The organism is Paenarthrobacter sp. E2MeOHC11 (assembly GCF_058744955.1).
Map to the genome: position 1 here is coordinate 4566191 of NZ_CP196673.1, position 25745 is coordinate 4591935.

At 61.7% G+C, this 25745-nt stretch carries 26 protein-coding genes; 12 read left to right on the forward strand and 14 right to left on the reverse strand.

The window, feature by feature from the left end; all coding sequences use genetic code 11:
- Nucleotides 1-29: 29 nt before the first annotated feature.
- On the reverse strand, nucleotides 30-1586 hold the full coding sequence (locus tag ACSSVG_RS21160; protein ID WP_231342126.1) for a circularly permuted type 2 ATP-grasp protein: 1557 nt from the start codon (nucleotides 1584-1586) through the stop codon (nucleotides 30-32).
- 111 nt (nucleotides 1587-1697) lie between these two features.
- Between ACSSVG_RS21160 and ACSSVG_RS21165 the strand changes: the two genes are divergently transcribed.
- Together ACSSVG_RS21165 and pepN are read left to right on the forward strand one after the other, a co-directional pair.
- Entirely contained in the window at nucleotides 1698-2747 is a 1050-nt protein-coding gene (locus ACSSVG_RS21165; RefSeq protein ID WP_231342127.1) for a YeiH family protein, read from the forward strand.
- A gap of 4 nt (nucleotides 2748-2751) precedes the next feature.
- A complete protein-coding gene (pepN, locus tag ACSSVG_RS21170; protein WP_492416144.1) occupies nucleotides 2752-5352 on the forward strand; it encodes an aminopeptidase N in 2601 nt (866 codons plus the stop codon).
- A gap of 34 nt (nucleotides 5353-5386) precedes the next feature.
- Here the strand turns inward: pepN and lplAB are convergent, their stop codons facing one another.
- The 5 genes from lplAB to ACSSVG_RS21195 form a co-directional block, all read right to left on the reverse strand.
- Entirely contained in the window at nucleotides 5387-6487 is a 1101-nt protein-coding gene (gene lplAB, locus ACSSVG_RS21175) for a lipoate-protein ligase LplAB (protein ID WP_253468246.1), read from the reverse strand.
- Nucleotides 6488-6572: 85 nt separating this feature from the next.
- The gene (locus ACSSVG_RS21180) at nucleotides 6573-6830 is read right to left on the reverse strand and encodes a type B 50S ribosomal protein L31 (RefSeq protein WP_017200906.1); all 258 of its coding nucleotides are present in this window, start codon (nucleotides 6828-6830) and stop codon (nucleotides 6573-6575) included.
- 142 nt (nucleotides 6831-6972) lie between these two features.
- The gene (locus ACSSVG_RS21185) at nucleotides 6973-7782 is read right to left on the reverse strand and encodes a TrmH family RNA methyltransferase (protein ID WP_231342133.1); all 810 of its coding nucleotides are present in this window, start codon (nucleotides 7780-7782) and stop codon (nucleotides 6973-6975) included.
- Nucleotides 7783-7789: 7 nt separating this feature from the next.
- Nucleotides 7790-8575 carry a sulfite exporter TauE/SafE family protein gene (locus tag ACSSVG_RS21190; RefSeq protein ID WP_253468245.1) on the reverse strand — a complete coding sequence of 262 codons (786 nt, stop codon included), beginning with the start codon at nucleotides 8573-8575 and terminating at the stop codon, nucleotides 7790-7792.
- A gap of 19 nt (nucleotides 8576-8594) precedes the next feature.
- Nucleotides 8595-9380, reverse strand: a complete 786-nt coding sequence (locus ACSSVG_RS21195; protein WP_492416148.1) for an ABC transporter ATP-binding protein — start codon at nucleotides 9378-9380, stop codon at nucleotides 8595-8597.
- A 110-nt stretch (nucleotides 9381-9490) separates the two neighbouring features.
- Here ACSSVG_RS21195 and serB point away from each other — a divergent pair, with 110 nt between their 5' ends.
- Nucleotides 9491-10384, forward strand: a complete 894-nt coding sequence (gene serB, locus ACSSVG_RS21200; protein WP_492416150.1) for a phosphoserine phosphatase SerB — start codon at nucleotides 9491-9493, stop codon at nucleotides 10382-10384.
- Between the two features lie 268 nt (nucleotides 10385-10652).
- The gene (locus tag ACSSVG_RS21205; protein WP_231342137.1) at nucleotides 10653-11270 is read left to right on the forward strand and encodes a hypothetical protein; all 618 of its coding nucleotides are present in this window, start codon (nucleotides 10653-10655) and stop codon (nucleotides 11268-11270) included.
- Nucleotides 11271-11335: 65 nt separating this feature from the next.
- Here ACSSVG_RS21205 and ACSSVG_RS21210 read toward each other — a convergent pair whose 3' ends face one another.
- From ACSSVG_RS21210 to fabG, 3 genes are all read right to left on the reverse strand, one after another.
- The gene (locus ACSSVG_RS21210; protein ID WP_492416152.1) at nucleotides 11336-12838 is read right to left on the reverse strand and encodes a sugar ABC transporter ATP-binding protein; all 1503 of its coding nucleotides are present in this window, start codon (nucleotides 12836-12838) and stop codon (nucleotides 11336-11338) included.
- A gap of 335 nt (nucleotides 12839-13173) precedes the next feature.
- Nucleotides 13174-13926 (reverse strand): SDR family oxidoreductase, encoded by a 753-nt coding sequence (locus tag ACSSVG_RS21215; RefSeq protein ID WP_253468242.1) that lies wholly within the window; start codon nucleotides 13924-13926, stop codon nucleotides 13174-13176.
- Between the two features lie 116 nt (nucleotides 13927-14042).
- Nucleotides 14043-14768 carry a 3-oxoacyl-ACP reductase FabG gene (fabG, locus tag ACSSVG_RS21220; protein WP_231341640.1) on the reverse strand — a complete coding sequence of 242 codons (726 nt, stop codon included), beginning with the start codon at nucleotides 14766-14768 and terminating at the stop codon, nucleotides 14043-14045.
- A gap of 154 nt (nucleotides 14769-14922) precedes the next feature.
- Between fabG and ACSSVG_RS21225 the strand changes: the two genes are divergently transcribed.
- Genes ACSSVG_RS21225 through ACSSVG_RS21240 form a run of 4 tightly spaced genes read left to right on the forward strand, consistent with a single transcriptional unit; the run spans nucleotide 14923 to nucleotide 17028 of the window.
- Nucleotides 14923-15420 carry a DUF3099 domain-containing protein gene (locus ACSSVG_RS21225; protein ID WP_231341639.1) on the forward strand — a complete coding sequence of 166 codons (498 nt, stop codon included), beginning with the start codon at nucleotides 14923-14925 and terminating at the stop codon, nucleotides 15418-15420.
- Nucleotides 15417-15692: a hypothetical protein gene (locus ACSSVG_RS21230; protein WP_492416155.1), complete on the forward strand. Its 276-nt coding sequence runs from the start codon at nucleotides 15417-15419 to the stop codon at nucleotides 15690-15692. The genes ACSSVG_RS21225 and ACSSVG_RS21230 overlap by 4 nt, the downstream gene beginning before the upstream one ends.
- Nucleotides 15693-16559: an SURF1 family cytochrome oxidase biogenesis protein gene (locus ACSSVG_RS21235; protein ID WP_492416156.1), complete on the forward strand. Its 867-nt coding sequence runs from the start codon at nucleotides 15693-15695 to the stop codon at nucleotides 16557-16559.
- The gene (locus ACSSVG_RS21240; protein ID WP_492416158.1) at nucleotides 16543-17028 is read left to right on the forward strand and encodes a YbaK/EbsC family protein; all 486 of its coding nucleotides are present in this window, start codon (nucleotides 16543-16545) and stop codon (nucleotides 17026-17028) included. The genes ACSSVG_RS21235 and ACSSVG_RS21240 overlap by 17 nt, the downstream gene beginning before the upstream one ends.
- Before the next feature lie 22 nt (nucleotides 17029-17050).
- Here ACSSVG_RS21240 and ACSSVG_RS21245 read toward each other — a convergent pair whose 3' ends face one another.
- On the reverse strand, nucleotides 17051-18649 hold the full coding sequence (locus ACSSVG_RS21245) for an ABC-F family ATP-binding cassette domain-containing protein (protein WP_231341635.1): 1599 nt from the start codon (nucleotides 18647-18649) through the stop codon (nucleotides 17051-17053).
- A gap of 291 nt (nucleotides 18650-18940) precedes the next feature.
- Here ACSSVG_RS21245 and ACSSVG_RS21250 point away from each other — a divergent pair, with 291 nt between their 5' ends.
- Genes ACSSVG_RS21250 through ACSSVG_RS21260 form a run of 3 tightly spaced genes read left to right on the forward strand, consistent with a single transcriptional unit; the run spans nucleotide 18941 to nucleotide 20949 of the window.
- Nucleotides 18941-19558: a biotin transporter BioY gene (locus tag ACSSVG_RS21250; RefSeq protein WP_492416160.1), complete on the forward strand. Its 618-nt coding sequence runs from the start codon at nucleotides 18941-18943 to the stop codon at nucleotides 19556-19558.
- Nucleotides 19559-19576: 18 nt separating this feature from the next.
- Nucleotides 19577-20314, forward strand: a complete 738-nt coding sequence (locus ACSSVG_RS21255) for an energy-coupling factor ABC transporter ATP-binding protein (RefSeq protein ID WP_492416161.1) — start codon at nucleotides 19577-19579, stop codon at nucleotides 20312-20314.
- A complete protein-coding gene (locus tag ACSSVG_RS21260; RefSeq protein WP_231341632.1) occupies nucleotides 20311-20949 on the forward strand; it encodes an energy-coupling factor transporter transmembrane component T family protein in 639 nt (212 codons plus the stop codon). Before ACSSVG_RS21255 ends, ACSSVG_RS21260 begins: the two co-directional genes overlap by 4 nt.
- Here the strand turns inward: ACSSVG_RS21260 and ACSSVG_RS21265 are convergent.
- Entirely contained in the window at nucleotides 20946-22151 is a 1206-nt protein-coding gene (locus tag ACSSVG_RS21265) for a thiolase family protein (RefSeq protein ID WP_492416163.1), read from the reverse strand. The genes ACSSVG_RS21260 and ACSSVG_RS21265 overlap by 4 nt on opposite strands.
- Entirely contained in the window at nucleotides 22144-23535 is a 1392-nt protein-coding gene (locus ACSSVG_RS21270) for a class I adenylate-forming enzyme family protein (RefSeq protein WP_492416165.1), read from the reverse strand. Before ACSSVG_RS21270 ends, ACSSVG_RS21265 begins: the two co-directional genes overlap by 8 nt.
- Before the next feature lie 61 nt (nucleotides 23536-23596).
- Between ACSSVG_RS21270 and ypfJ the strand changes: the two genes are divergently transcribed.
- Nucleotides 23597-24496 (forward strand): KPN_02809 family neutral zinc metallopeptidase, encoded by a 900-nt coding sequence (ypfJ, locus tag ACSSVG_RS21275; protein ID WP_231341629.1) that lies wholly within the window; start codon nucleotides 23597-23599, stop codon nucleotides 24494-24496.
- A gap of 101 nt (nucleotides 24497-24597) precedes the next feature.
- Here ypfJ and ACSSVG_RS21280 read toward each other — a convergent pair whose 3' ends face one another.
- A complete protein-coding gene (locus tag ACSSVG_RS21280) occupies nucleotides 24598-24930 on the reverse strand; it encodes a metal-sulfur cluster assembly factor (RefSeq protein ID WP_159699704.1) in 333 nt (110 codons plus the stop codon).
- 13 nt (nucleotides 24931-24943) lie between these two features.
- Nucleotides 24944-25729, reverse strand: coding sequence for a Fe-S cluster assembly ATPase SufC (gene sufC, locus ACSSVG_RS21285; RefSeq protein WP_014921882.1), 786 nt, complete (start codon nucleotides 25727-25729; stop codon nucleotides 24944-24946).
- Nucleotides 25730-25745: the final 16 nt, after the last annotated feature.

Sequence of the window (25745 nt, forward strand, 5' to 3'; positions counted from 1 at the left end):
GTCGAAGTTCAAGTGGTGGTGGATCGGGTTCACTGCTGCTGCTCCGTTTGGCGGTCACGCCAGTTGGTTTCCACGGGCCACACAGATACCTGTTCACGGACGGTCACGGACTGCCGGGGGACGATCTCAGCGGGCATCTGCGGTGAATCAGCCAACACCCACGTGTCCTTGGAACCGCCGCCTTGGCTGGAGTTCACAATCAAGGAGCCTTCCTTGAGTGCCACACGGGTGAGGCCGCCGGGCAGGACCCAGACGTCATCGCCGTCGTTAACCGCGAAGGGGCGGAGGTCGACGTGGCGGGGGCCGAACTTGTCCCCGGAAAGCGTCGGCACAGTGGAGAGTTGGAGTACAGGCTGGGCGATCCATCCTCGCGGATCGGCAATGACCCGCTTACGCAAGGCGTCGAGTTCTTCCTTCGTGGCGTCGGGTCCAATGACCAATCCCTTGCCGCCTGAGCCATCCACCGGCTTGACCACGAGTTCATCGAGGCGGTCCAGCACATGCTCCCTGGCTTCCTTTTCCTCGAGCCGGAAAGTGTCGACGTTGGCGATGATCGGCTCTTCGTGAAGGTAGTACCGGATCAGGTCAGGCACGTAACTGTACACGAGCTTGTCGTCGGCTACGCCGTTGCCCACAGCGTTGGCTATGGTCACTCCTCCGGCGCGCGCGGCATTGACCAGGCCCGGGCAGCCGAGCATGGAATCGGAACGGAATTGGAGGGGATCCAGGAAGTCGTCATCGATGCGCTTGTAGATGACATCCACGCGCTGTTCACCTGCCGTGGTACGCATATAGACACGGTTGCCGCGGCAAATAAGGTCGCGGCCTTCCACCAGCTCCACGCCCATGAGCCCTGCGAGCAGCGTGTGCTCAAAGTAGGCGCTGTTGAACACGCCCGGCGTCAGGACAACCACTGTCGGATCGTCCACACCCGCCGGAGCTGTCTTACGGAGTGCGGAGAGGAGCCGGCGCGGGTATTCCTCTACGGGCCGGATGTGCTGCTGACCGAAGGCCTCAGGCAAGCCCTTGGCCATGGCCCGGCGGTTCTCAAGGACGTAGCTGACGCCGGATGGAACGCGGACGTTGTCCTCGAGTACCCGGAACGTCCCGGCCGCATCCCGGACGACGTCAATGCCCGAGACATGAACGCGGACGCCGCCTGACGGTTCAAAACCGTGGACTGCCCGGTGGAAGTGCGCGCTGGTCGTCACGAGTTGCCGGGGAATCACGCCGTCAGTCACCACGGCCATACGGCCATAGACGTCGTTCAGGAAAGCCTCAAGGGCCTTGACCCGTTGGGCGACGCCCCGTTCCAGAACATCCCACTCATCGGCCGGAATGACTCGGGGAACAATGTCCAGTGGAAACGGCCGCTCCTCCCCCGCGTAGTCGAAGGTCACACCGCGGTCCAGGAAGGTTCGTGCCATCGAGTCCGCACGCGCGGTGACATCGGCAAGGGAAAGCTCGCGCAGGGCACCGGAAACCTGACCGTAGGATTTTCTAGCCACGTGGCCGGGGGCAAACATCTCGTCGTAGGCGCCGCTGCGTGCAGCAGCCTCGGAGTAATCCTGGAATAGGTCAGACATGGGAATTAGACAATCACCTTTTTGAGTCGAGCGCATTTCGCGCTGATTGTGTCGCGGTTTCCGGAGACTCCCGGTTCGCCTTTCCGTGCCCCCATCCGGCAGGGTTGAGGCATGCCCTTCAACAGTCTTGCGCCCCAACTCTCCCGGCTGGGGCCTGGGTTGGTTCTCGGCATCACCGCGACCGGTGTTGCTTTCGCCATCCACGCCGTGTTTCCGGCGGTACCCGCCATGACGCTCGCTGTTGCTTTGGGCTTGCTTTCAGCAAATATACCGGGCACCGCGGTGTTGACGGCGGGGCGCGCCCGCCCGGGCCTGGACTTCGCCGGGAAACACCTCATGCGTGCAGGCATCGTCCTGCTGGGACTGAAGGTCAGCATCGGCGACGTGCTCGCCCTTGGCTGGCTGGCGCTGCTGTTGATCACCGCCGTTGTGCTGCTCAGCTTCGCTGGGACCTACGGCCTGGCCCGCCTGCTGCGCCTTCCGGGAGAAGCAGCATTGCTGATTGCCACGGGCTTCTCCATTTGCGGTGCATCGGCGATTGGAGCCATGGCTGCCGTGCGGCGCATCAAGCACCAGGACACCGTGTTGCCGGTCGCGCTGGTGACCCTGTGCGGCACTCTGGCCATTGGCGTCCTGCCCCTGCTCATGCATCCTCTGAACCTGAGTCCAGAGCAGTTCGGTGCATGGACGGGAGCATCAGTTCATGATGTTGGCCAAGTGGTGGCCACAGCGCAAACTGCCGGGACATCGGCGCTGGCCATCGCCGTCGTCGTGAAACTGACGCGGGTTGTCCTGCTGGCGCCGGTTGCCGCCACGGCAGGGTTGCACCAGCGATTCCTCGACGTCAGGGAACGGGCCAACGGTGACGCTGACGGAAGCGCCCCAACCGACGGAAGGTTCCCGCCGATCATTCCGCTTTTCGTGGTGGGTTTCCTCGCCCTGGTGGCGGTCCGCTCGATGGGTTGGGCGTCCCCTTCAGCACTGGAAATCGCGGCGGCCGGCCAGGACATCCTCCTGGCGACGGCGCTGTTTGGACTGGGATCAGCCGTGCGCGTACGGACCCTGATCCACACCGGAGGGCGTGCCGTCCTGGTGGCCCTGGGCTCGTGGCTGCTCATCGCATCGCTGGGCTTGGGCGCCGCCCTGATCATGATTAGATAGCTGTGTGTCGAATCACAATCTGTCGCGCGATGAAGCCGCCACCCGTTCAGCCCTGATCACCACCCACAGCTACGACGTCACCCTCGACGTCCGCGACGCGGAAGATCCCGCAGTCCCCGGCTACCTGAGTACCAGCACCATCACCTTCTCTGCAACGCCTGGCTCTGCCACCTTCCTGGATTTCATCAGCGGAGATGTGGGGTCGGTCGTGTTGAACGGCCAGGCGCTCGACGTTGGGTCAGTGGTTGACCGCGACAGGATCGTCCTGGAGGGCCTCGCAGCCGACAACACGGTGACGGTGACCGGAACGGCACTCTACAGCCGCTCCGGGGAAGGTATGCACCGCTTTGTCGATCCCGCTGATGGCCAGTGCTACCTCTACACCCAGTACGAACCGGCTGACAGCCGCCGCGTTTTCGCCAATTTCGAACAGCCGGACCTCAAAGCCGAATTTACTTTCCACGTGATCGCTCCGAGCGGCTGGGAGGTGGCTTCGAATGGTGTGGAGTTGGCCCGGACAGCACTGACGAACGATGCTTCGCAGTGGGACTTCGCCACCACCAAACGGATGTCCACGTACATCACCACTGTGCTTGCCGGACCCTATTTCAAGGCGACAGACCACTGGGGAACAACCCTCGACGACGGCACCCGCCTTGATGTGCCGCTGGCACTTTTCTGCCGCGCGTCCATGTCGAAGTCATTCGATGCCGATGAACTCTTCCGATTGACCAAGAGCGGGTTGGCCTTCTTCAACGACCTCTTCGATTACCCGTACCCCTGGGGAAAGTACGATCAGGCTTTCGTGCCCGAATACAACCTCGGCGCCATGGAGAATCCCGGCCTCGTCACCTTCACTGAGAAGTACGTCTACGCCTCCCGCGCCACCGATGCCCAGTACCAGGCCCGTGCCAATACGCTGATGCACGAGATGGCCCACATGTGGTTCGGCGATCTCGTGACCATGAATTGGTGGGACGACCTCTGGCTCAAGGAGTCATTCGCTGACTACATGGGGACACTTGGCGTGGACCGGGCCACAGGCTGGGACACCGCGTGGGTGAACTTCGCGAACAAGCGCAAAGCCTGGGCCTACCTGCAGGACCAGCTGCCCACAACACACCCGATTGTTGCCGACATACCGGACCTTGAGGCAGCTAAACAGAACTTCGACGGCATCACCTATGCCAAGGGAGCATCGGTCCTTAAGCAATTAGTGGCCTACGTCGGCTTCGAGGCGTTTATTGCCGGTTCCCGTCAGTACTTCCGCGATCACGAGTTCGGCAACACCTCCCTGCAAGACCTCCTTCAAGCTCTCGGCACTGCCTCGGGAAGGGACCTTGGGGAATGGGCACGCCAATGGCTGCAGACATCCGGCATCTCCACTATTTCGGCCGGGATCGTAGAAGACGGAGGGGTCCTTGGCGCCGTGACGCTGAGCCAGGAGGCCATCGATCCCATCACGGGCCATCAGGAACTCCGTCCCCATCGCTTGCGGCTTGGCCTGTACGAACCTGATGCATCGGGAAAGCTTGTCCGGTCCGAGAGCGTCGAGGTTGACGTCTCAGGGCCCAGCACCTTGGTACCTGAACTGGCCGGAAAGCCACGACCTGCCCTGCTTCTGGTCAACGACGATGACCTTAGCTACGCCAAAGTGCGGCTGGACCCCAGCTCCGAAGACACCGTTCGGACATCACTCGACAAAATCACCGACCCGATGGCCCGGGCCCTCTGCTGGACCGCTCTGTGGGATTCTGCCCGCGACGGCGTCACGCCGGCAGCGCGCTATGTTGCCGCGGTGGAGCAGTTTGCTCCATCGGAGACTGGAATCGGCGTCTTGTTGAACGTTCTCGGCAATGCCTCCGGCGCTATCGAACGCTACGTCCCGGTCTCGGCACGCGGACAGGTGCGCAAAGACTTCCTCGCAGTGGTGGCCGCCAATATCAAGGCAGCGGTTCCGGGTTCCGACCAGCAGCTGGCCTGGGCCAGGACCTTGGCGGAAGTGTCCAGGAACGGAGACAGCGAACTTCCCTTCCTGCGGGGAATCCTGGAGGGCGGCACCGTTATTCAAGGACTGGCTGTCGACGCGGAACTGCGGTGGAGCCTCTGGCAGGCCCTCTCTGCCCAGGGGCAGGCGACAAGGGCCGAACTGGACAGGGAACTCCAGGCAGACAAGACAGCTTCAGGCCGGGAAGGCCACGCGCTGGCGACGGCCGCCATCCCGGAGGTCCCGGTGAAGGCGGCTGCTTGGGATTCCGCGGTGAACAGCACAGGACTTTCCAACGAGATCCTGAGTGCAACGATCACCGGCTTTGCCATCGGCCCTGGATTCATGCTGGAACCCTATGTTGAGCCGTACTTCGAGTGCCTTGAAAGGGTATGGGCGGAGCGCAGCATCGAGATCGCGGGCAGGATTGTACGCGGCTTGTACCCGGGTGCCCAGGACCTGGCGGATGGCATGCGGCCTTCGGAACATCCGGTCCTTGTCCGTACGGACCAGTGGCTGCAGTCCCACCCGGACGCTCCGAGGGCGTTGCGCCGCATCATCATCGAGCAGCGCAGCCACCTGCTTCGGGCCCTCACGGCGCAGGCCGCCAACGGTTAGGCCGCCATAGGTTAGGCCCCGCCGCAAAACGGGGTTACGGCACCCGGTTCAGCCATTCGGTGGTGCCGAACTTGGTTGCCACGCGCTTCTTCGCCTCACCGAGCTCCGCCTCGGTGAGGCGGGACTCCACCGCTCCATAACGCTCCATGAAAACCTCCTGCATGGCGGCCAAGATGGTGGTGCGGGCGAGTCCGGTCTGGCGTCGCAGGGGGTCCACGCGTTTCTTGGCGCTCCGGGTTCCCTTGTCAGAGAGTTTCTCCTTGCCGATACGCAGGACCTCAACCATCTTGTCGGCGTCGATGTCGTAGCTCATGGTCACGTGATGAAGCATGCCGCCGTTGGCCAGCCGTTTCTGCGCTGCTCCGCCAATCTTGCCTTGGTCTGTTGCGATGTCGTTGAGGGGTACGTAGTAGGCGCTGATGCCTAGTTTCTCCAGGGCAGCCATAACCCAGGCGTCAAGGAACGCATACGAGTCGGCGAAGCTGATGCCGTCCACGAGGGTCTGCGGCAAATACAAGGAGTAAGTGATGCAGTTGCCGGCCTCCATGAACATGGCTCCGCCTCCGCTGATCCTGCGCACCACCGTGATGCCGTGGCGGGAAACGCCCTCGGGGTCCACTTCGTTTCGAACGGATTGGAAGCTGCCGATGACTACGGACGGTTCTTCCCAGTCCCAGAACCGCAGGGTGGGGTTACGCTGCCCAGCGCCGACTTCTTCGGTGAGGATTTCATCCAAGGCAACGTTGACCTGGGTGGGCAGGACTGAGGGCGGAATGACGTCCCATTGGTGGTCAGCCCAGCCCGTCGCCTTGGACAGTGCGCGGCGGACTGTTACGGCCACGGCTTCCGCGGAGAACCCAAACAGCACGGCCCCTTCGGGCAGACCCATGGTGACCGCCGCGGTGATTTCTGCTGCCGTTGAGTTATCCGGGAGACCCGTGAGCGCGGTGTTGATATCCTGCAGCGCTTCATCGGGTTCCAGGAAGAAATCCCCGCTCAGCGAAACGTCGGCGAAGCGACCATCCACAACTTCCAGATCCACCACCACGAGTTTTCCGCCTGGAACCTTATACTCACCGTGGAGGCGCGCGCCGTCGTCGTGGTTTTCAGTGTCAGATACGGGCTGGGAAGTCATGCCTTCCATCTTGCCGGAAAACGCAAAAGCCCGCATTGCCGGAATCCGGCAATGCGGGCCTCTGAAAGCCTTGGGGTGAAGTGGGTTACTTCTTGCCGCCGAAGCCCTTGAAGCGGGCGTTGAAGCGCTCGACGCGGCCAGCGGAGTCCATGATGCGCTGCTTGCCCGTGTAGAACGGGTGGGACTCCGAAGAGATTTCGACGTCGATAACCGGGTAGGTGTTTCCGTCTTCCCACTCGATGGTCTTCGAGGAAGACACGGTGGACTTGGTCAGGAACTGCGTACCGGAAGCCAGGTCGTTGAAGACAACAGCTTCGTACTTCGGGTGGATATCAGACTTCATAATGGGACCTTTTGTTCACGCAACTGGATTTTGCCAGCTGCCAGGTATGAATGGAGGTGGTCTGGTTGCTGCAATGCGGACATTCCAGCTGCCGGGCCAACAACCAATCATAGCGGAAACCACACCGCCATACGAACCACAATCAGTCGCGTGGACGGAGTTCCCAAAAGGCCACTGCCGAGGCGGCGGCAACGTTGAGGGAATCGACACCTGCCCGCATCGGAATTTTAACGGCGAGGTCGACGGCGGCGAGCGTTTCCTCGCTCATTCCCGCACCTTCGGTTCCCAGCACCAGTGCGAGTTTGGGGAAGTTCCTTGCCGCGAGGTCGTCCAGGTCCATGGCATCAGCCGTCAATTCCATGGCGGCCACAGTGAAGCCTTGCTCTTTGAGCCGGTCCAGGTCCCCCGGCCAGCTTTCCAGCCGCGCCCATGGAACCTGGAAGACAGTGCCCATGCTGACACGTACGCTGCGCCTGTACAGGGGATCGCCGCACCGCGGCGAGACGAGGACGGCATCCACGCCCAGGGCCGCGGCCGACCGGAAGATCGCCCCTACGTTCGTGTGGTCAACAATGTCCTCGAGCACAGCGACCCGCTTCGCGTTGGCCAGGAGTACCTCCAACGGAACGGGGCTCGGCCGGTGCATTGCCGCCATTGCCCCTCGGTGCAGGTGGAATCCGGTGATCTCCTCCAGTAACGAAGCCTTGCCGATGAAGACCGGGACGTCGGGGTATGCCCGGAAGACGTCGTCGAGGTCTTCAAGCCACTTCTCCGCCAGGAAGAAGGAACGGGGCTGATGGCCTGCCGCCAGTGCCCGGCGGAGGACCTTGGAGGATTCGGCGATGTACATGCCTTCCCGTGGCTCGCGCAACTTCCTGAGGTGTACATCTGTGAGGGTGGTGTAGTCCGTCACCCTGGGGTCGTTGGCTGACTCGAGATAGTGGAAGGTCACCGGTTGATTATTTCAGCAGGTTGGCGATCATGAAGCCAAGGGCCACTATGCCGAGCGTGAAGATGACTGCACGGAGGACCTTGGGGGACAACTTCCGGCCCACTTTGGAACCAACAAGCCCGCCGATGGTGGAGCTCACGGCGATGAGCAGGACCACCAGCCAGTTGATGCGGTCAAAGGCGAAGATCAGGTATGAGATGGCTGCCACCATGTTGACGCCCAGCACCAGGATGTTCTTCATGGCGTTGGCATTTTGCATGGTCCCTGTGAGGAACACGCCGAGAATCCCCACCAGCAGGATCCCTTGCGCAGCCACGAAGTAGCCGCCGTAGACGCCGGCAAGGTACACAAGTACCACCAGGAGGATCCCGTGGCTGCGGTCCCGGATGGCATGCTCTGGATTCTGTTCCCGGCTACGAATCCACGCCTGCAGCTTTGGCTGGAACAGCACCATCAGGAGGGCCAGCACCAAAAGGACGGGGGCCACAAAATGGAAGACCTTTTCCGGCAAATGCAGCAAGAGCCACGCGCCTGTGATGCCGCCCAGCAGCGAGGCCGGAAGCAGCTTCATCAACTGCCTTCCCCGGCCCGCCAGCTCACGCCGATAACCCCACGCTCCTGCGGCCGTTCCAGCCACCAGGCCCATGGCGTTACTCATGGACGCGACAACCGGTGTCACGCCAAGTGCTATCAGTACGGGGAACGTCACAAGCGTGCCGGAGCCGACTACGGCATTGATGGTGCCGGCCCACAAGCCCGCGAAAAAGACCAGGATGCTGCTAAGAATCTCCACAGTAAGTTACAGAGCCCCTCTAGCGTCGGGCCGTGGCCGTGTAGCGGCCGGCGTTTTCCGAAACATCCAAGGCAAGGCCGAAGGTGTTGCTGAGGTGCTCGTCGGTGAGAACTTCCTTGATGGGACCGGCAGCCACCACTCCGCCTTCGCGGAGCAGCATGGCATGGGTGAATCCCGGCGGCACTTCTTCAAGGTGGTGGGTGACAAGGACCATGGCAGGAGCTGCTTCGTCGCTGGCGAGTTCGCCAAGCTTGTGGACCAGTTCCTCCCGCCCGCCCAGGTCAAGGCCGGCAGCGGGTTCGTCCAGGAGCAGGAGTTCCGGATCCGTCATGAGTGCACGGGCAATCTGCACACGCTTGCGCTCACCCTCGGACAGGGTGGCAAAGGTCCGGTTCAAGAGAGGACCCATCCCCCAGTCATTCAAGAGGGCAAAGGCGCGGCGTTCGTCGTCGCGGTCGTATCCTTCCCGCCAACGGCCCGTGACCCCGTACGCGGCGGTGACCACGACGTTCAGTACGTTCTCATGCTCGGGGATCTGGGTAGCAAGTGCTGCTGAAGAGAGGCCAATGCGGGGGCGGAGTTCAAAGACGTCCACCCGGCCCAGGATTTCGTCCAGGATCCCGGCTTTGCCACTGCTCGGATGAAGGCGGGCGGCCGCAATCTGCAGGAGGGTGGTCTTCCCTGCGCCATTGGGGCCCAGGATGACCCAGCGTTCCCCTTCGTTGACCTCCCAGTCGACCTTGTCCAGCAGGGTCTTCTTGCCTCGGACAACGCTGACGGAAGCCAATTCCAGAACATCACTCATAGCAGTAGACACTAGGACAAAAATGCACATGACTGATAACCGGTGGTTTCCTGCGATTCCGAGGTGAAACGAATTCGGATGGACGGAGCGCCCTCAGTAGGATTGAGGCCATGACTTCGAACTTGGCTGCAGTCAGCTATGGCGTGAATTTGACCCCCGAATCCTTGGAGAATGTCAGGAAGGTGCTTGCCGACGCCGGAGTCGCAGTGTCATCCGAATCACAGGGCGGGGACGATCGCTTCGGTGTGTTCACGGCAGGACTCGCTGGAGGTTCGGATACGGCAACGGACCTGGCAGAAGTCCGCCGACAGGTGGCTGCCGCGGCCAGTGCCGGAATCGACACGGCCATAGTTCCCGAAACCCTGCGCCAAGCATCCCGGAAGCTCCTCATCATGGATGTTGATTCGACGCTGATTCAGCAGGAAGTCATCGAACTGCTGGCAGCCCACGCCGGCAAGCGCGAGGAAGTCGCCGCAGTCACCGAGGCTGCAATGCGGGGCGAACTGGACTTCGCCCAGAGTCTCCACGCCCGGGTGGCCGTCCTTGCGGGCCTGCCGGTCGACGTCGTCGACTCAGTACGAGAAGAGGTGCGCCTCAGCCTCGGTGCGGCAGAACTGGTGTCCGCATTCAAGGATGCCGGCCATGTGGTTGCCGTTGTATCCGGTGGCTTCAACCAGATCCTCCGTCCTATTGCCGAGGAACTCGGCCTGGATTATTGGATTGCCAACGAACTCGAAATTGTCGACGGCGCGTTGACCGGTAAGGTCCTCGGTGCGGTTATCGATCGTGCGGCCAAGGAAAAGTACTTGCGTGAGTGGGCAGCCGCCGAGGGCATCAGCCTTGAACACACCATTGCGGTGGGCGATGGTGCCAACGATCTCGACATGCTCAGTGCCGCCGGCATTGGCGTTGCGTTCAACGCCAAACCGGCCGTTCGCGCGGTTGCGGACGCCGCGATCAACATGCCATTCCTCGACGCGGTCCGGCATATCGCCAACGTCTGACTCGGAATCACCCCGGACCATGTCTGGATAACTGCTCGTCTCCCTTCCCGCCGGTTCCAACCCCTGCTGCGGTCACTTTCGTGTGCCCAATGGGGTACCGCCTTCCGCGTACCCATCGACGCATAGAAACGGCCAAGCCCATTTCGTGACGCGACAATTTGAACTATTTATCAAATTGTCACTAATTCCGGATGGTGCAATTATTTGCCTTGCTTAAATTGCGATGATTTCATGCCTTCATGAATAATTGATGTGTAAAGTGAATAACTTGACGAGGAAATCCGTGGAGTACGCGGCAGTCCGGGATGAGGGAAGTGCAGGGCAGGAAGTGAACCGTTCGGAGCGTACGTGGAAATGGTGGAAACGTCGCGAAGAATTTGAGACGTTCGAATACAGTCGGGCCTCCGACGGGGAGCGCACAACTCCCCTCCACGAAATCCTCCAGGATCAACAGTCCCGCACCGGGGCGAACTCCATTGCTACCCGTGATGACACAACAGAACAGGAAGAATTTCTTATGAGCTCGCTTGATGAAGCTACGAAACAACTGCTGTCCATCGAAGGCGCCACAGGCGCGGCCATCGTTGACTACTCCAGTGGGATGGCACTCGCCCAGGGCGGCAACCCCGGCTTCGACCTCGGTGTTGCCGCAGCAGGAAACTCCAACGTTGTGAGTTCAAAGCTCCGCACCATGGCCGACCTTGGATTGGACAGCAATATCGAAGACATCCTGATCACGCTGGATTCCCAGTATCACCTGATCAACGTCCTGAACTCATCAGGGTCCAAGGGACTCTTCGTGTACCTGGTGCTTGACCGTACTTACGCGAACCTGGCCCTGGCGCGCCACAAGCTCAGCAACATCGCCAAGGCAGTTTCCATCTGATTCGTGCACGAAACCATAGGGGCGGCCGCAGCATGTGCGGCCGCCCCTATGGTTTCTTCATTGGGCTAGTTCTTCACGCGCCGGGCGTCGGCGCTACCCGATTCAAACTTCACACCTAACATGTGATGCACCAGGACATCCTCGTTGGTATTGGCGTTGGCCTCGATGGTGACCAGTTCGCCGTCGCGCATGACGCCAATCCGATGGCACCAACTGACCATTTCGGACAGGTCCGAGGACAGGAGGATGATTGCCACGCCAGTGCTGCTGAGCTCCGTGAGCATCTTGTACACGACCTCCTTTGCCCCGATATCGATTCCACGGCTGGGATGGCTGAGGATGAGTACATCACAGTTGGTGGACATCCATCTGGCGAGTTGCACTTTCTGGCGGTCACCTCCTGAAAGTGTGGAGATCGCGCCTTGAATGTTGGTGGTGTTGATGCGCATGCGGTGTACAACATCAGCCACGCCCCGAAGCTGGGAAATCTCGTCCTGGAGGCTGTCACTGCCCCCGTCTGAGCCTTGTTGAAGCCCGTCTGCAATGCGGGCTCCGTACTCGTAGTCGTCGGCCGCATCCGGAGAATAGCCGATCTTCAAGCGCCGTGCGTCCTGGATCCCCCGGATCTGTACTTGATGTCCGTGCAGGTGGATCTGCCCTGACGTGCTTGGACCAACACCTGCCAGAGCCTCAACCAGTTGGTGCACGCCGGACCGGTGGGTCCCGACGAGGCCAAAAATTTCGCCCTTGGCCACATTGAATGTCACATCGCGGACCCTGTCCCCCACGCTGAGGTTGGCGATCCGCAACGCCTCGTCGGCGGCCGCCGGATCTGTGGGCCTGGCGACTCTCTCCAGTTCCTTTTGAAGCAGGAGGAAGGCAAGTTCCCCGACGTCGGTCTGGCTGGCTTCCAGTGTCTTGTGTACCTTGCCGTCCCGCATGACGGCAATCCGGTGCGCAATGGATCTGACTTCATCGAGGCGATGGGTGATGTAGATGATCGCCCGGCCTTGACGGGTCAGCATCCTTAGCACCTGATGCAATACGGCGACGTCATGATCCGGCAGTGAAGCAGCCACTTCATCCATGATCACGAGCTGGGCTTCTTCGGCGACCATGCGCATAACTTCCACGAGCGCCTGTTCGGCACGGATGAGTGTTCCGACGGTGGCATCCGGATCCATGCTGACGCCTATTTCCCGGATCAGTCCGGCCGCTTGGTCGCGGAGTTCATCATGAGACTTTCCGGACTGGAAGGTGCCGCGGAATATTGCTTCGGTGATGGTCAGTCCGGGGTCGATCCGGAAATTCTGGGGAATCAAACCGACTCCGCAGGCTTGCGCTTCTGCGATGGAGTCCGGTACGTAAATCTCCCCTGCGAGAGTGATCTGTCCGAGGTCGTGCTTGTGGGATCCAGCCAAGACGCCCATCAAGGTGGACTTGCCGGCACCATTGGTTCCGATCAACCCCAGAATCTCGCCTCGATGCAAAGAAAGCCCAACGCCTTTGAGGATGCGCCGCTGGTCGTACGAGGCGTGAATATCCTCAGCATGCAATAACAGGTCCAAGAAAGCTCCTAATCCCAGGGGACGATAGCCGCCCCTGAGAGTTCATGGCAAAGCTTTCCAGCATCATGCCTGGGGCGGTGGACTGTGGCATAAACTCCCCATTGCGGGTTTATGCAGCATGCTGACAATTACTCATTGGGGCGCCTTTGAGAGTCAACCAGATGATTTCCGGAAATGCAAAACGGAAATAGGTGAAACAAGAAACTCCATTTCGTGACGCAAAAATCGTGATTATTTAGAGAATCGTTATTTCATGGCGTTGCCATGGGCTGGCCTGTCGCTTAAACAGCAGCGGCCCGGGACATTCGTCCCGGGCCGCTGCTGTCGAGGCTCTTCTACTCGGCAGCCTTACCGAAGTAGTCGGCGCCACCAACGTATTCGGTGTGTCCGGATTCAACTTCTGCGGTGGCCATCTTGGCTACCTCAGCCGCAAATTCCTCCACTGAGTACAGCTTGCCCGCTTCGGCGCGGCGGGCTTCGATGGCTCCCGGGTTGGAGCGGTCCAGCAGGGTCGCCGTAACGGTGCCCTCGATCATGTCACCGGAAACAATCACCAGCGAGATGCCCTTGTCCGCAAGATTGGGAAGGAGGGCACGCAGTGCATCCTCGCCGGCGCGCTTGCTCTTGGCCACGGGCTCGTATTCGGGCATCGTGGGGACGGTCTCAACGAAGTGTGCCTGGTGGCTGGTGACGAAGACGACACGCGATCCTTCGGGCATGAGCGGAACAGCTGCATTGAGCATGTTGACCTGCGCGTCGCGGTTCAGCTTGAGTGCGTAACCTTCCTCCATGCCGGATTCCATACCGCCGGAGGCGTTGAGCACCAGGATATCGAGGGAACCGAACTCCTCCATGGCCGTGCTGGCGAGGGCATGGACACCTTCATCGGTGGTCAGGTCTGCGCCCACCGCAGCTGCGCGACCCCCAGCTGCCTTGATGTCCGCCACAACCTTGTTGGCGCGGGGCGCCTTCTGCCGGTAGTTCACAACGACGGCGGCGCCCTCGCCGGCGAGGATCTTGGCAACTTCGGCGCCAATTCCGCGCGATGATCCCGTGACGATGGCGGTCTTGTTATCCAGCGTTCCCATTCATGCTCCTTTTGTTCACTTCATCCAAATTCCGTGGCCTCGACTTCCATCATGCCAGCGGCAACGATGAATTCAGTTGTTGGCCTCGGACAAAAACGGGGGTGCAGCCTAGTGGGCTAGTGCCCCATGCCCAGGCCGCCATCAACCGGGATGACGGCGCCGGAGATGTAGGCGGCTTCGTCACTGGCCACCCAGCGAACTACGTCTGCTACTTCGGAGGCCTCTGCGAAGCGTCCTGCAGGTACGTTGGCCAGGTACGACTTCTGGGTTTCCTCCGGCAGTTCAGCAGTCATGTCAGTGTTGATGAAGCCCGGTGCTACTACGTTGGCTGTAATCCCCCGGCTGCCGAGTTCCCGGGTCAGCGACCTTGCAATGCCTACCATTCCGGCTTTGGAGGCGGAGTAGTTGATCTGGCCAGGCGCGCCGTAGAGGCCGGAGACGGACGAGATCAAAACCACACGTCCCTTGCGAAGGCGGATCATGCCCTTGGACGCGCGCTTGATGACGCGGAACGCCCCGGTGAGGTTCGTATCCAGGACAGAGGTGAAGTCGTCTTCGCTCATGCGCAGCAGAAGTGTGTCCTTGGTAATACCTGCATTGGCCACCAGTACTTCAACGGGGCCGTGTGCTTCTTCGACAATCTTGAAGGCAGCGTCCACGGATGCTTCGTCCGTGACATCGGCCCTGACGCCCAGGATGCCTTCAGGGAGGTCTGTTTCACTGCGGTAGGTGACGGCGACCTTGTCTCCGTTGGCAAGGAACGATTCGGCAATGGCGAGGCCGATGCCGCGGTTGCCTCCGGTGATGAGGACGCTGCGGCCGGTGGATACTGCTTCAGACATACTTTCGCTCCGAAATTCTGCGGCACACGCTTGCCGCTTTGAAGAGGGATTTTCCTGTCTCGATCTTATCCGCCGCCCGCTGGAACCCGTGGGTAGCCATCACGTTGCGCGGTTTGGGTCGCTACGGCCTTGGTGAGAGAATTGATAAAGGCCTTTGGAGCGTGATGATTCAGTTGTGACACGAGAAAACAGTCCCCTGCAGCAAGTGCCCGGGGAGCCGGATGCTGTTTCCGGCGACCCCGAAGTCCACAGCATCACGGATGCGGCTGCTGCGCACTCTGAAGACATGCGTGAGCGCATGATCAAGTATGCGGTGGCCATGGGCATCCGCATGGTCTGCATAGTCCTCATATTCGTGGTGGATGGCTGGTTCAAGATCATTGCCATTGCGGGGGCGGTGTTCCTTCCGTGGATCGCCGTGGTCATCGCCAACGGCAACGACAAGGCCGAGGATCACAGCGAGTCCTTGCTGGACTACGTTGCAGTCCCTGAGATCGAACGTTCCACCGAGCCTGAAGAAGAACCGTCGGACGCGCCCACTGTGCTCCAGGGAGAGCTGGTGGATGAAGAACAACCGACCAAACAAGAGGGCCCATCGACGGGTCATGCAAGCGAAGCCGGGCAATCCGGCGATGAACGGGCGGCCTCATGAACATTTTTAGTCTTGCTGGCCCAGGTGGGGCCGGCCAGGAGTCCGCACGGGCCACCGGCCCCGCGCTCTGCTCCCGCAAGGGCTGCCGATCCCATGCCCAGTGGCAACTCTTGTGGAACAATCCCCGCATCCACACCCCCGAGCGGCGCAAAGTGTGGCTTTCTTGTGGAGACCACCGTGAGTGGCTGGAGGACTATCTGCAAACGCGCAGCCTTTGGAAGGAAACCGTACCCTTCACGGAGGCCGATGCCGCGGCGAACGAGGCCGGCTGAATGTACCGTTTCCTCTTCTCCAGCAAATGGCTGGGGTACTTCGTTCTGGCTGTCATCTTCGCTACGGCATGCGTGTTTCTGGGCCGCTGGCAGATGGACCGCAGGGCCGAAACGCTGGCAGAAATCAATCGCGTGGTCAGCAATTACTCCGCCACTCCCATCCCCTACGCAGAGATCAAGAACCAGTTCGACACCCTGGATCCTGAACGGGAATGGACGCAGGTTCAGCTCCGTGGCAGCTACGACCTCGATGGCCAGCGGGTTGTGCGTAACCGGCCGTTGAACGGGCAGCCAGGCTACGACGTCGTGGTTCCCTTCCGCCTGACCACAGGCGAAGCAGTGGTGATTGACCGCGGGTGGCTGCCGATTGGCAACAACACTCCCGGCCGTCCCGACGTCGTTCCGGCACCCCCTTCGGGCGAGGTCACGGTGATAGCCCGGCTCAAGCCCGCCGAACCCAAGTTGGACCGCGGCGCAGTAGACGGGCAGATCGCTTCGATCGACTTGGCGAGTTTCTCCAGCGAACTTCCCTACCCCATAGCCACTGGTGCGTACGGGCAACTCGCCAGTGAAGATCCAGCCGTGCAGCCGATGCCAACGCCGTTCCCCAAGCCGGCCACCGAGGAGGGAACGCACCTCTCCTATTCCCTGCAATGGTTCGCCTTCGGCGTCCTGATGTTCATCGGTTTCGGTTATGCCGCACGGCAACAGGCCCGCAATGCGGCTATTGACGCCGAAGACGAAGAGGACGAGCAGATAATAGCCGCCGGTGGTACGCCGAAGAAGCGCACCCCTGCTCCGCGGAAGAACAAGCGCGCCACGTCCGAAGAAGAGGAAGACGCAATCCTGGATGCCCAAGGCTACTGATACGAGACCTGATCCCGTCGCCAATGTAAGGTCCGCTTTGACGGCAGCCGGCGCTCAGGACACGGTTCGGATTTTCGCGGACAAAGTTCCGACGGCGGCCGCCGCTGCGACAGTCCTGGGGTGCGGGGTGGCGGCAATCACCAACAGCCTGATCTTCGAGCTCGACGGCGGACCACTGCTCATCCTTGCAAGCGGCGCTGCCAGGGTAGATACATCGTTGGTGGCAAATCAACTGGGTTCCGGCAGAATTCGCCGGGCGAAGCCGGATTTCGTCCTGGAGCACACGGGCCAGGAAGTAGGAGGAGTAGCGCCAGTGGGCCACCCCAGGAAACTCCGGACCATCCTGGACACGTCGCTCCAGGAACACCCTGTCCTCTGGGCCGGAGCCGGAGACCACAACTCCATGTTCTCCATCAGTTACGAAGAACTAAGGGCTATCACCAACGCTGAAGAACTCCAGGTTCGATAGCCGCTGGCGGCCCACCCCAGGCTTACGCCAGCGTGATCAGGTCCAGGTAGTCTTCGTTCCAGTGGTCCTCCACGCCGTCCGGGAGCAGTACAACGCGCTCCGGGTTCAGCGCTGACACAGCACCTTCGTCGTGGCTGACCATGACGACGGCGCCGCTGTAGTTCTTGAGGGCACCAAGGATTTCCGCGCGGCTGGCGGGGTCCAGGTTGTTGGTGGGCTCATCAAGGAGCAGGACGTTCGCGCTGGAGGCCACGATGGTGGCTAGGGCCAAACGGGTCTTCTCGCCGCCGGAGAGGACGCCTGCAGGCTTGTCGACGTCGTCACCGGAGAAGAGGAATGAGCCCAGGATTCCCCGGACCTCCGCATCTTTCATGTCCGGCGCAGAGGAACGCATGTTCTCCAGGACCGTGCGGTCGACGTCGAGGGTCTCATGCTCCTGGGCGTAGTAGCCCACCTTGAGGCCATGACCGGGGATGATGTCCCCGGTATCGGGCTTGTCAACGCCGGCCAGCATGCGCAGCAACGTGGTCTTACCGGCACCGTTAAGGCCGAGGATTACCACCTTGGAGCCACGGTCGATTGCCAGGTCCACATCCGTGAAGATTTCCAGCGAGCCGTAGGACTTGCTGAGGCCTTCCGCGGTCAGCGGGGTCTTGCCGCAGGGTGAAGGATCCGGGAAGCGCAACGCGGCCACGCGGTCGTTCTCGCGCACGGCCTCCAGGCCGCTCAGGAGCCGTTCAGCACGCTTGGCCATGTTCTGGGCGGCCACTGCCTTGGTGGCCTTGGCCCGCATCTTGTTCGCCTGGTCGATCAGGACCTGGGCCTTCTTTTCGGCGTTGGCACGCTCGCGCTTCCTGGCACGCTCGTCCGTTTCGCGCTGGAGCACGTAGCGCTTCCAGTCCATGTTGTAGTAGTCGATCTGGGCGCGGTTGGCGTCCAGCAAGTAAACCTTGTTCACCGTCGCTTCGAGAAGTTCGGTGTCGTGGCTGATCACGATCAAGCCACCCTGGTGGTTCTTCAGGAAGTCACGAAGCCAGGTGATGGAGTCGGCGTCGAGGTGGTTGGTCGGTTCGTCGAGGAGCAGCGTCTCCGCATCGGAGTACAGGATGCGGGCCAGTTCCACACGCCGGCGCTGGCCACCGGAAAGGGTCTTCAGCGGCTGGTTGAGTAGCCGGTCCGGCAGTGCAAGGTTGGAGGAGATTGCGGCGGCTTCAGCCTCGGCAGCGTAGCCCCCGCCAGCCAGGAATTCTGCTTCAAGGCGGTCGTAGCGGTTCATGGCTTTGCGCTGAACAGCTGCGTCATCGCTGGCCATGTCATCGTGGGCCTTCTTGAGCTTGCCGACCACGACGTCCAACCCGCGTGCGGAAAGGATGCGGTCGCGGGCGAGTTGCTCCATGTCCGGCGTCCGGGGATCCTGCGGCAGGTAGCCGATCTCGCCGCTGCGGGTCACTTTACCCCCGGCCGGAAGGCCTTCACCCGCGAGGACCCGGGTGAGGGTGGTCTTACCGGCGCCGTTGCGGCCGACGAGTCCGATCTTGTCCCCTTTGTCCACCCTGAAGTTAACCTGGTCCATGAGCAGGCGTGCGCCGGCGCGGAGTTCGAGGTCCTGGACGGTAATCAATTCGGGTGATGCCTTTCAATGGGGAACGCGCGCGGGGACCGGTGGGTCCGTTAACTGCGGCGGAGTGTGGCTGTGAGAACAGCCTGTTCAAGTCTACCGGCACCCCGGCCGCAGGCTGACATCGACCCAAAAACGGTAAAACTGTGCCACCCGCCAAAGAACTACCCGCCAGCGTTGTGGAAAGGCTCCAAAAATCCGGTCCTGCGGCATCCGTATTCTCAAGAACAGGGGGAGAAAGCTCCGCATTCATCGCATCGCACCTGATTCGCATCGCACCTGATTGGACCCGTCATGAGCCAAACCAACGCTGCCGTTGGGCAGCACAACCCGACTTCCCGCAAACGCTGGACTGCCACCGACCTCGGGCTCATCGCGGTCTTCGCGGCCCTCGTGGCGGCCTCCTCGATTGTCCCTGGCATTCCTGTGGGTGCCCTTGGCGTGCCCATCACACTGGTGACATTGACGGTGATGCTGAGCGGACTGGTGCTGGGCGCTGGACGTGGCTTCGCCGCCGTCGGGTTGTACGTGCTTTTGGGCCTGGCGGGGCTGCCCATCTTCAGCGGTGGCCGCAGCGGATTGGGCATCTTGGCGACTCCGTCAGCCGGCTACATCATTGCGTTCCCCCTGGCGGCCGCCGCGACGGGCTACCTTGCAACGGTGGTCATCCGCCGGACTGTCAAGTTCCGTGCCCTATGGTTGTTTGCTGCGACCATGGTGAGCAGCATAGTCATCGTCCACGGACTCGGCGTCCTTGGCATGATGGTCAACGCCCGGTTGGATTTCAGCAAGGCGTTCCTGGCCGACCTTCCCTTCGTCCCCGGCGATATCATTAAGAACGTCCTGGCCGTGATCATCGCCATGGCGATCCATAAGGCCTTCCCGGATGTCCTGTTACGTCGGGTCAAGTAAAGCGGGAACCATCACTCCATGAACTCCATCAGTTTCAGCAGGGTCTCGGTGCGCGTCGCTGTCGATGGCAGCGAGACGCCCAAAACCCTGCTGCACGATTTTTCCCTGGACCTGCCCGAGCGCCGCATCGGCGTCATCGGTGCCAACGGATCGGGGAAGTCCACCCTGTTGCGGCTCCTGAATGGTTTGGTGCAACCGAGCGGTGGAACTGTCCTGGTCCATGGCGATGACACAGTGTCGGCCGTCCGCAGGGTCCGAAGCAATGTAGGTTTCGTCTTCACCGATCCCCTGTCCCAGTTGGTCATGCCCACCGGGCGGGAAGACGTTGAGCTTTCCCTGCGCCGGTCCATAAAGAACTCCAAGGAGCGGGCTGCGCGTGCAGACGCCGTCCTGGATCGCTTCGGGCTCCTGCATGTGGCCGATCAAAGCATCTACGAACTCTCCGGTGGTGAACGGCAGCTACTGGCCCTTGCCGCAGTCCTGGCCGTCAATCCCAAAGTATTGGTCCTCGACGAACCATCCACGCTGCTGGATCTCCGCAACCGCGAACTCCTGCGGCGAACCGTGGCCGGACTCGACCAGCAGGTCATTATGTCTACCCACGACTTGGACCTCGCCCTCGATATGGACCGCGTTCTGGTGGTCGAGTCAGGACGCATAGTATTCGACGGCGACGCGGCAGCCGGCGTTGCCCATTACCGTGCCTTGTGCGCAACTGCGTTGGACGACCTACCGCTCGGAAAGGCGCCCCAGTGAGGGGCCATGGCTTCCTGATCGCCAATTATGTCCCCGGAGACTCGATCGTCCACCGCACTCCCCTCTGGCTGAAATTCGTCGTGGTGGCCGCCTGTGGAGCGGCATCCTTCCTGATAGTGGACTGGATCATCTCCCTGCTGGTCTTCGCCGTCATGTGCGGCTTGTTCCTGCTGACCGGCGCAGGCCCGCGAAGGTTGGTCAGGGCTATCTGGCTGGTGGCGCCCATCGTGCTTATCATCGGGCTCTTCCAGTGGTGGCAACTCGGCGGTCCCACGGCTGCGCGCATCGTACTGAACGTGCTGGTGTGCGTTGTAGCGGCCTCAGTGCTGACGGCCACTACTCCGGTGCAGGACCTGCTGGACGGAGTGGCTGCCCTTGCCAAGCCATTCCGCCGTTTTGGTGCCGACCCTGAACGCTTTGCCTTGACCATCGCAGTGATGCTCAGGAGCATTCCCTTCATAGCCGGCGCCTTTTCAGACGTGAGGGACTCAGCTCGTGCGCGGGGACTGGAGCGCAATCCCAGGGCGCTCATCCTGCCGGTCTTCATCACTACCGTGGCATACGCCAGGCAGACCGGCGATGCGTTGGCTGCACGGGGTTTGGGTGAGCCGGATGACGCTGCTTTCGGAAACTAGAGCCGCGAGTACTGCATCAGCGCCGCAGTTCCCATGCCACCGGCAATGCTGATCATCGCCAAAGCCAGGGGGCTGTCGCCCTGCCTGGCGTAGCGGCTGCGTGCCTGGGCAAGCAACCGGGTCACCAGGACAGCCCCGGATGCGCCGAAGCCGTGCCCCAAGGCCAGGGCGCCTCCTTCGAGGTTTGCCCTCTCCGGGTTGATGCCCAGGTGGTTCAGGCATGCAATTGTCTGCGAAGCGAAAGCCTCGTTGAACTCGACCAGGTCCACGCTGTTGGCGGCCACGGATTGATTCGTCAGGAGACGGTGCGCTGCGTGTGCGGCGCCGATACCGAGGAGCTGCGGATCCACACCCGTGGTGTCGCAGCCGAGCACCAACAAGCCGTCAGTCGCGCCCATGGCGCGTGCACGCTTCAGGGACGTGATGACGACGGCGGATGCAGCGTCCGCGTCGAAGCATGAGTTTGCTGCCGTGACCGTGCCGCCGGGTACGAACGCAGCGGGGAATCTCGCCATGGTTGACGCAGCAAGCGACGCCCGGGGTCCGTCGTCGGAATCCACCACTGTTCCATTGGCTTCGATCGGCACGATCTCGCCCGCAAACCTACCGTCTTTGGCAGTCCGAACTGCGCGTTGATGGCTGCGGAGCGCGTATTCATCCTGTTGCTGTCTCGTCACGCCGTATTCGCGGGCCACATTCTCGGCGGCAACACCCATGTCCGGATCGCCAAACTGCGGTGGCACGAAGTTGGCACGGGAGTAGAAGTCCAGTTCGCCGTCGCCGTTCCGGTTGGCCCTTGCCGGTGCGGTGCTGATGCTTTCCACGCCGCCGGCGAGATACAGCTGATCTCCGCCGGCTGCCACCAGCCTGGATGCCAAAGCGATCGCGTCCAGGCCTGAGCCGCATTGCCGGTCCACAGTGAGGCCGGGCACGGAGAGGGGCATCCCGGCCTGGAGTGCGGCGTACCTGGCCACATTTCCGCCGCCGCCCACAGCGTTCCCCATGATGACGTCGTCCACGTCCGCCGGATCCACGGCGAGGGATTCCAGCAGCGCCCCCAATACCGGTGCAAGGAGATCAGGCGCGCGGAGATGCTTCAAACGGCCGTTTGCCCGGCAAATAGGTGATCGAAGGGACGCGACGATCACTGGCAGACGGGATTCGTCAGCTACTCCCCCGGCTGCGCTGCCATCGCTACCCAAGAGGCTGGGCCCTGGGGTCGTGGTTCTTGACCCAGTCAAGGAGGACCTTCCTGCTGACCTTGCCACGGTCCGTCATCGGCAGCTCCGACAACATGTAGTACTGCAACGGCCGTTTGTCCCGTGCCAGTAACCCGTCCAGGCCGCTGCGAAGTTGGGTGGCGGTGACCGCACCGTAGGAAGGCACGACGCCGGCAATCACCTTCTGGCCGCGAATATCGTCAGGCGCACCAGCAGCGACGGCAACATCTATGCCGGGCACGGAAGCCAGTGCCAGTTCCACTTCGTGGGGGTAGACGTTTTTTCCCGACGTGATGATCATGTCGGAACGGCGGCCAAGAATGTGGAGGACGCCATTCTCAAGGAATCCTTGGTCGCCTACGGTGTACCACCCGTCCAGGCACCGGAGGGCTTGTCCATCGTCGCCCCAAAGGTAACCGTTGCTGACCATCCCGCTGCGGACACTGATGTTGCCGTGCCCCCCATCGGGAAGAGCCTGGCCTGCGTCGTCGAGAATGCACAATTCCACACCCGGGAAGGGCAAGCCGATGCCGGTGCCCCTGGCGTCCAATGGTTCACCGGCGGCCAGCCGGGTACCGGAGACAAAGCTAAGTTCGGAGGCGCCGTAGTACTCGTAGATAGACGCGCGTGGGGCCCACCGCCTGGCGGCCTCCAACGTCCGGGCGTCCAGTTTGGAGCCGGCGCACACGATACTGCGGATACCCGATGCATCGACGTCGCCGGCCAACCCCCGCTCGCTGAGCAATCGCAGCATCGTTGGCGCCACCACGAGGCGGGTGATGCCGTCGTGGCTGATGGCGGCATGTGCGTCTCCGACGTCGAACGATTCCAGCGTATGGAAAGCAGCACCCGCGTAGAGGCACTCGGAGAGGGCGTAGAGGTTGAGGCTGGCGGAAAGGGGACCCGGTGCCAACGTGCGGTCATCCTGTGAGAGGCCGAAGAATTCGATGGACGCCTCGAACGACACCTGCCAGGAGCGGCGGGAGCGGGTGAAAGCCTTCGGAACAGAGGTAGTGCCGGAGGTCAGGCCGATGAGGAAAGTAGTGGAGGGATCTCCGTCCACCAGCTCCGTATCTGATGCCGCCCCCTGCCCAACGATGCGCGACGCTACTTCGTCGATCATGGGCGCCGGCCATTCCGGGTCCAGCACCGCACAACGACGGTCCCCGGCCACCGCCGCCACGTATCGCTCAATGAAGCGGTTGGAGTTTGGTTCTGCGAGAACGGTCATGTCCGCCGCGTCGCCGATCAAGGTCGCTGCGGCGTCACGGAGTCCCGCCCAGGTGAGCCGGCTGCTGCCCACAACGACGGCGGTGTCGTGGGGGCGCTCATCGGCCCAGAGCTGAAGTTTGTCCAGGAAAGGCATCCATACAATTTTACGGCAGTGTCCGGCACCGGGCACCAAAAGTGACGTCTATTCTGACTGTATGAGTTTCAATGACGGGGCGCAGCTTGACCCTTCCCAGGTAGAAGACCGACGCGGTGGTGGTTTGGGCCGCGGGACCAAAATCGGCGGTGGCATTGGTGGCGGCATCGTGGTGCTTCTGCTGGTGCTGCTCGGGGTCAATCCCAATGTCCTCGGAGACCTGACCGGTGGCGGGAGCCAGCCACCCGCCGTCGACGGTGGCAGCGCCGGAGGTGTCCAGGAGTGCCAGACCGGTGCCGACGCCGACAAGCGATTGGACTGCCGGATCACAGGAACAGTCAACAGCCTCAACGCTTTCTGGCCCGGCTACCTTGCCGACTATAACGTTCAATACCCGCGGCCCAAGACCGTGATCTTCAGCGAGGCTACGAACACCGGTTGCGGTGCGGCCACCAGCGCCGTTGGACCGTTCTACTGCCCGGCGGACACCACTGCCTACTTCGACCCTGGCTTCTTCGACGAATTGGTGACCCGGTTCGGCTCCTCGGGTGGCCCCCTGGCACAGGAGTACGTTGTGGCACACGAATTCGGGCACCATATCCAGAATATCCTTGGAAATTTGGACCTAGCCCAGCAGGACCCGCAAGGCCCGCAGTCCGGTGCGGTGCGGGTGGAACTTCAGGCTGATTGCTACGCGGGATTGTGGGTTCGCCACGCTACTACGCAGACGGACGCCAGTGGAAAGCCGTTCCTGGATCCGCTGACTGAACAAGACCTGCAGGACGCGCTCTCGGCCGCGTCCGCCGTTGGGGATGACCGCATCCAGGAGGCGGCTACAGGCCGGGTGTCACCTGAATCATGGACGCACGGTTCCAGCGAGCAACGGCAGAAATGGTTCTACCAGGGGTACACCACAGGCGACATCAACAAGTGCGACACCTTCGCAGTTGCCGCGCCATAAGGTTCTGTAGGACCCTTCGGGCTTTAACCGAAAATGGTTCCGGGCACTGAGCCCGGAACCATTTTCATATGCCCGCTCGCTTCGAGCGCGAAAACTGCCGATCAGATGTTGAAGCCGAGGGCCCGCATCTGGTCCTTGCCGTCGTCGGTGATCCGCTCGGGACCCCATGGCGGCATCCATACCCAGTTCAGGCGCCAATCGTCAACGACTCCGTCGAGGGACTTGCCAACCTGCTCTTCAAGCACGTCCGTCAGCGGGCAGGCCGCCGTGGTCAGTGTCATGTCAATCAGGAGGGCACCGTCGTCATCGGAGTACTTGAGTCCGTAGAGAAGGCCCAAGTCCACGATGTTGACGCCGAGTTCCGGGTCAATCACGTCCTTGAGCGCTTCCTCGACGTCCTCGAGGCTGGTACGCGCCACATTGATGTCGGTCATGGAACGATCCTAACTAGGCCTGTACAGCCGGAGCAACGGCAACGCCGGCCCCTGGAGCGTAGCGGTCGTAGCCTTCGTCTTCAAGGCGGTCGGCGAGCTCGGGGCCGCCTTCTTCAACAACCTTGCCGTCAACAAACACGTGGACGAAGTCCGGCTTGATGTAGCGCAGGATGCGGGTGTAGTGGGTGATGAGCAGGGTGCCCATGTTGCCCTCTTCGTGTGCACGGTTGACGCCCTCGGAAACAACCTTCAGCGCGTCCACGTCAAGGCCGGAGTCGGTCTCGTCCAGGATGGCGAACTTCGGCTTGAAGAGTTCCAGCTGAAGGATTTCGACACGCTTCTTCTCGCCACCGGAGAAGCCTTCGTTGACGTTGCGCTGAGCGAAGTCGGCGTCGATGCGAAGCTGCTGCATGGCGGCCTTGACGTCCTTGGTCCAGGTACGCAGGGCCGGCGCTTCGCCGTCGATCGCGGTCTTGGCGGTGCGGAGGAAGTTGGTCATGGTGACGCCGGGAACTTCAACCGGGTACTGCATGGCCAGGAAGACGCCTGCACGGGCGCGCTCGTCGACGCTCATTTCCAGCACATCTTCGCCGTCCAGCGTGATGGTGCCGCTGGTGACGTTGTAGCGCGGGTGACCGGCGATGGTGGAGGCAAGGGTGGACTTGCCCGAGCCGTTGGGACCCATGATGGCGTGCGTTTCACCGGTCTTGATGGTGAGGCTGACGCCCTTCAGGATCTCCTTGGTGCCCTGCTCCGTCTCGATGCTGACGTGCAGGTCCTTGATTTCAAGAGTTGACATGCTCTTCTTTCTTTCC

Bases quoted from the DNA above. Each gene is read 5' to 3' on its own strand.
- ACSSVG_RS21250 (WP_492416160.1), top strand. From the start codon at position 18,941: ATGAGCCAAACCAACGCTGCCGTTGGGCAGCACAACCCGACTTCCCGC.
- ACSSVG_RS21180 (WP_017200906.1), bottom strand. From the start codon at position 6,830: ATGAAGTCTGATATCCACCCGAAGTACGAAGCTGTTGTCTTCAACGAC.
- ACSSVG_RS21215 (WP_253468242.1), bottom strand. From the start codon at position 13,926: ATGGGAACGCTGGATAACAAGACCGCCATCGTCACGGGATCATCGCGC.
- ACSSVG_RS21230 (WP_492416155.1), top strand. From the start codon at position 15,417: ATGAACATTTTTAGTCTTGCTGGCCCAGGTGGGGCCGGCCAGGAGTCC.
- ypfJ (WP_231341629.1), top strand. From the start codon at position 23,597: ATGAGTTTCAATGACGGGGCGCAGCTTGACCCTTCCCAGGTAGAAGAC.
- ACSSVG_RS21255 (WP_492416161.1), top strand. From the start codon at position 19,577: ATGAACTCCATCAGTTTCAGCAGGGTCTCGGTGCGCGTCGCTGTCGAT.
- ACSSVG_RS21195 (WP_492416148.1), bottom strand. From the start codon at position 9,380: ATGAGTGATGTTCTGGAATTGGCTTCCGTCAGCGTTGTCCGAGGCAAG.
- ACSSVG_RS21160 (WP_231342126.1), bottom strand. From the start codon at position 1,586: ATGTCTGACCTATTCCAGGATTACTCCGAGGCTGCTGCACGCAGCGGC.
- ACSSVG_RS21270 (WP_492416165.1), bottom strand. From the start codon at position 23,535: ATGCCTTTCCTGGACAAACTTCAGCTCTGGGCCGATGAGCGCCCCCAC.
- fabG (WP_231341640.1), bottom strand. From the start codon at position 14,768: ATGTCTGAAGCAGTATCCACCGGCCGCAGCGTCCTCATCACCGGAGGC.
- ACSSVG_RS21240 (WP_492416158.1), top strand. From the start codon at position 16,543: ATGCCCAAGGCTACTGATACGAGACCTGATCCCGTCGCCAATGTAAGG.
- serB (WP_492416150.1), top strand. From the start codon at position 9,491: ATGACTTCGAACTTGGCTGCAGTCAGCTATGGCGTGAATTTGACCCCC.
- sufC (WP_014921882.1), bottom strand. From the start codon at position 25,729: ATGTCAACTCTTGAAATCAAGGACCTGCACGTCAGCATCGAGACGGAG.
- ACSSVG_RS21280 (WP_159699704.1), bottom strand. From the start codon at position 24,930: ATGACCGACATCAATGTGGCGCGTACCAGCCTCGAGGACGTCGAGGAA.
- ACSSVG_RS21165 (WP_231342127.1), top strand. From the start codon at position 1,698: ATGCCCTTCAACAGTCTTGCGCCCCAACTCTCCCGGCTGGGGCCTGGG.
- ACSSVG_RS21235 (WP_492416156.1), top strand. From the start codon at position 15,693: ATGTACCGTTTCCTCTTCTCCAGCAAATGGCTGGGGTACTTCGTTCTG.
- lplAB (WP_253468246.1), bottom strand. From the start codon at position 6,487: ATGACTTCCCAGCCCGTATCTGACACTGAAAACCACGACGACGGCGCG.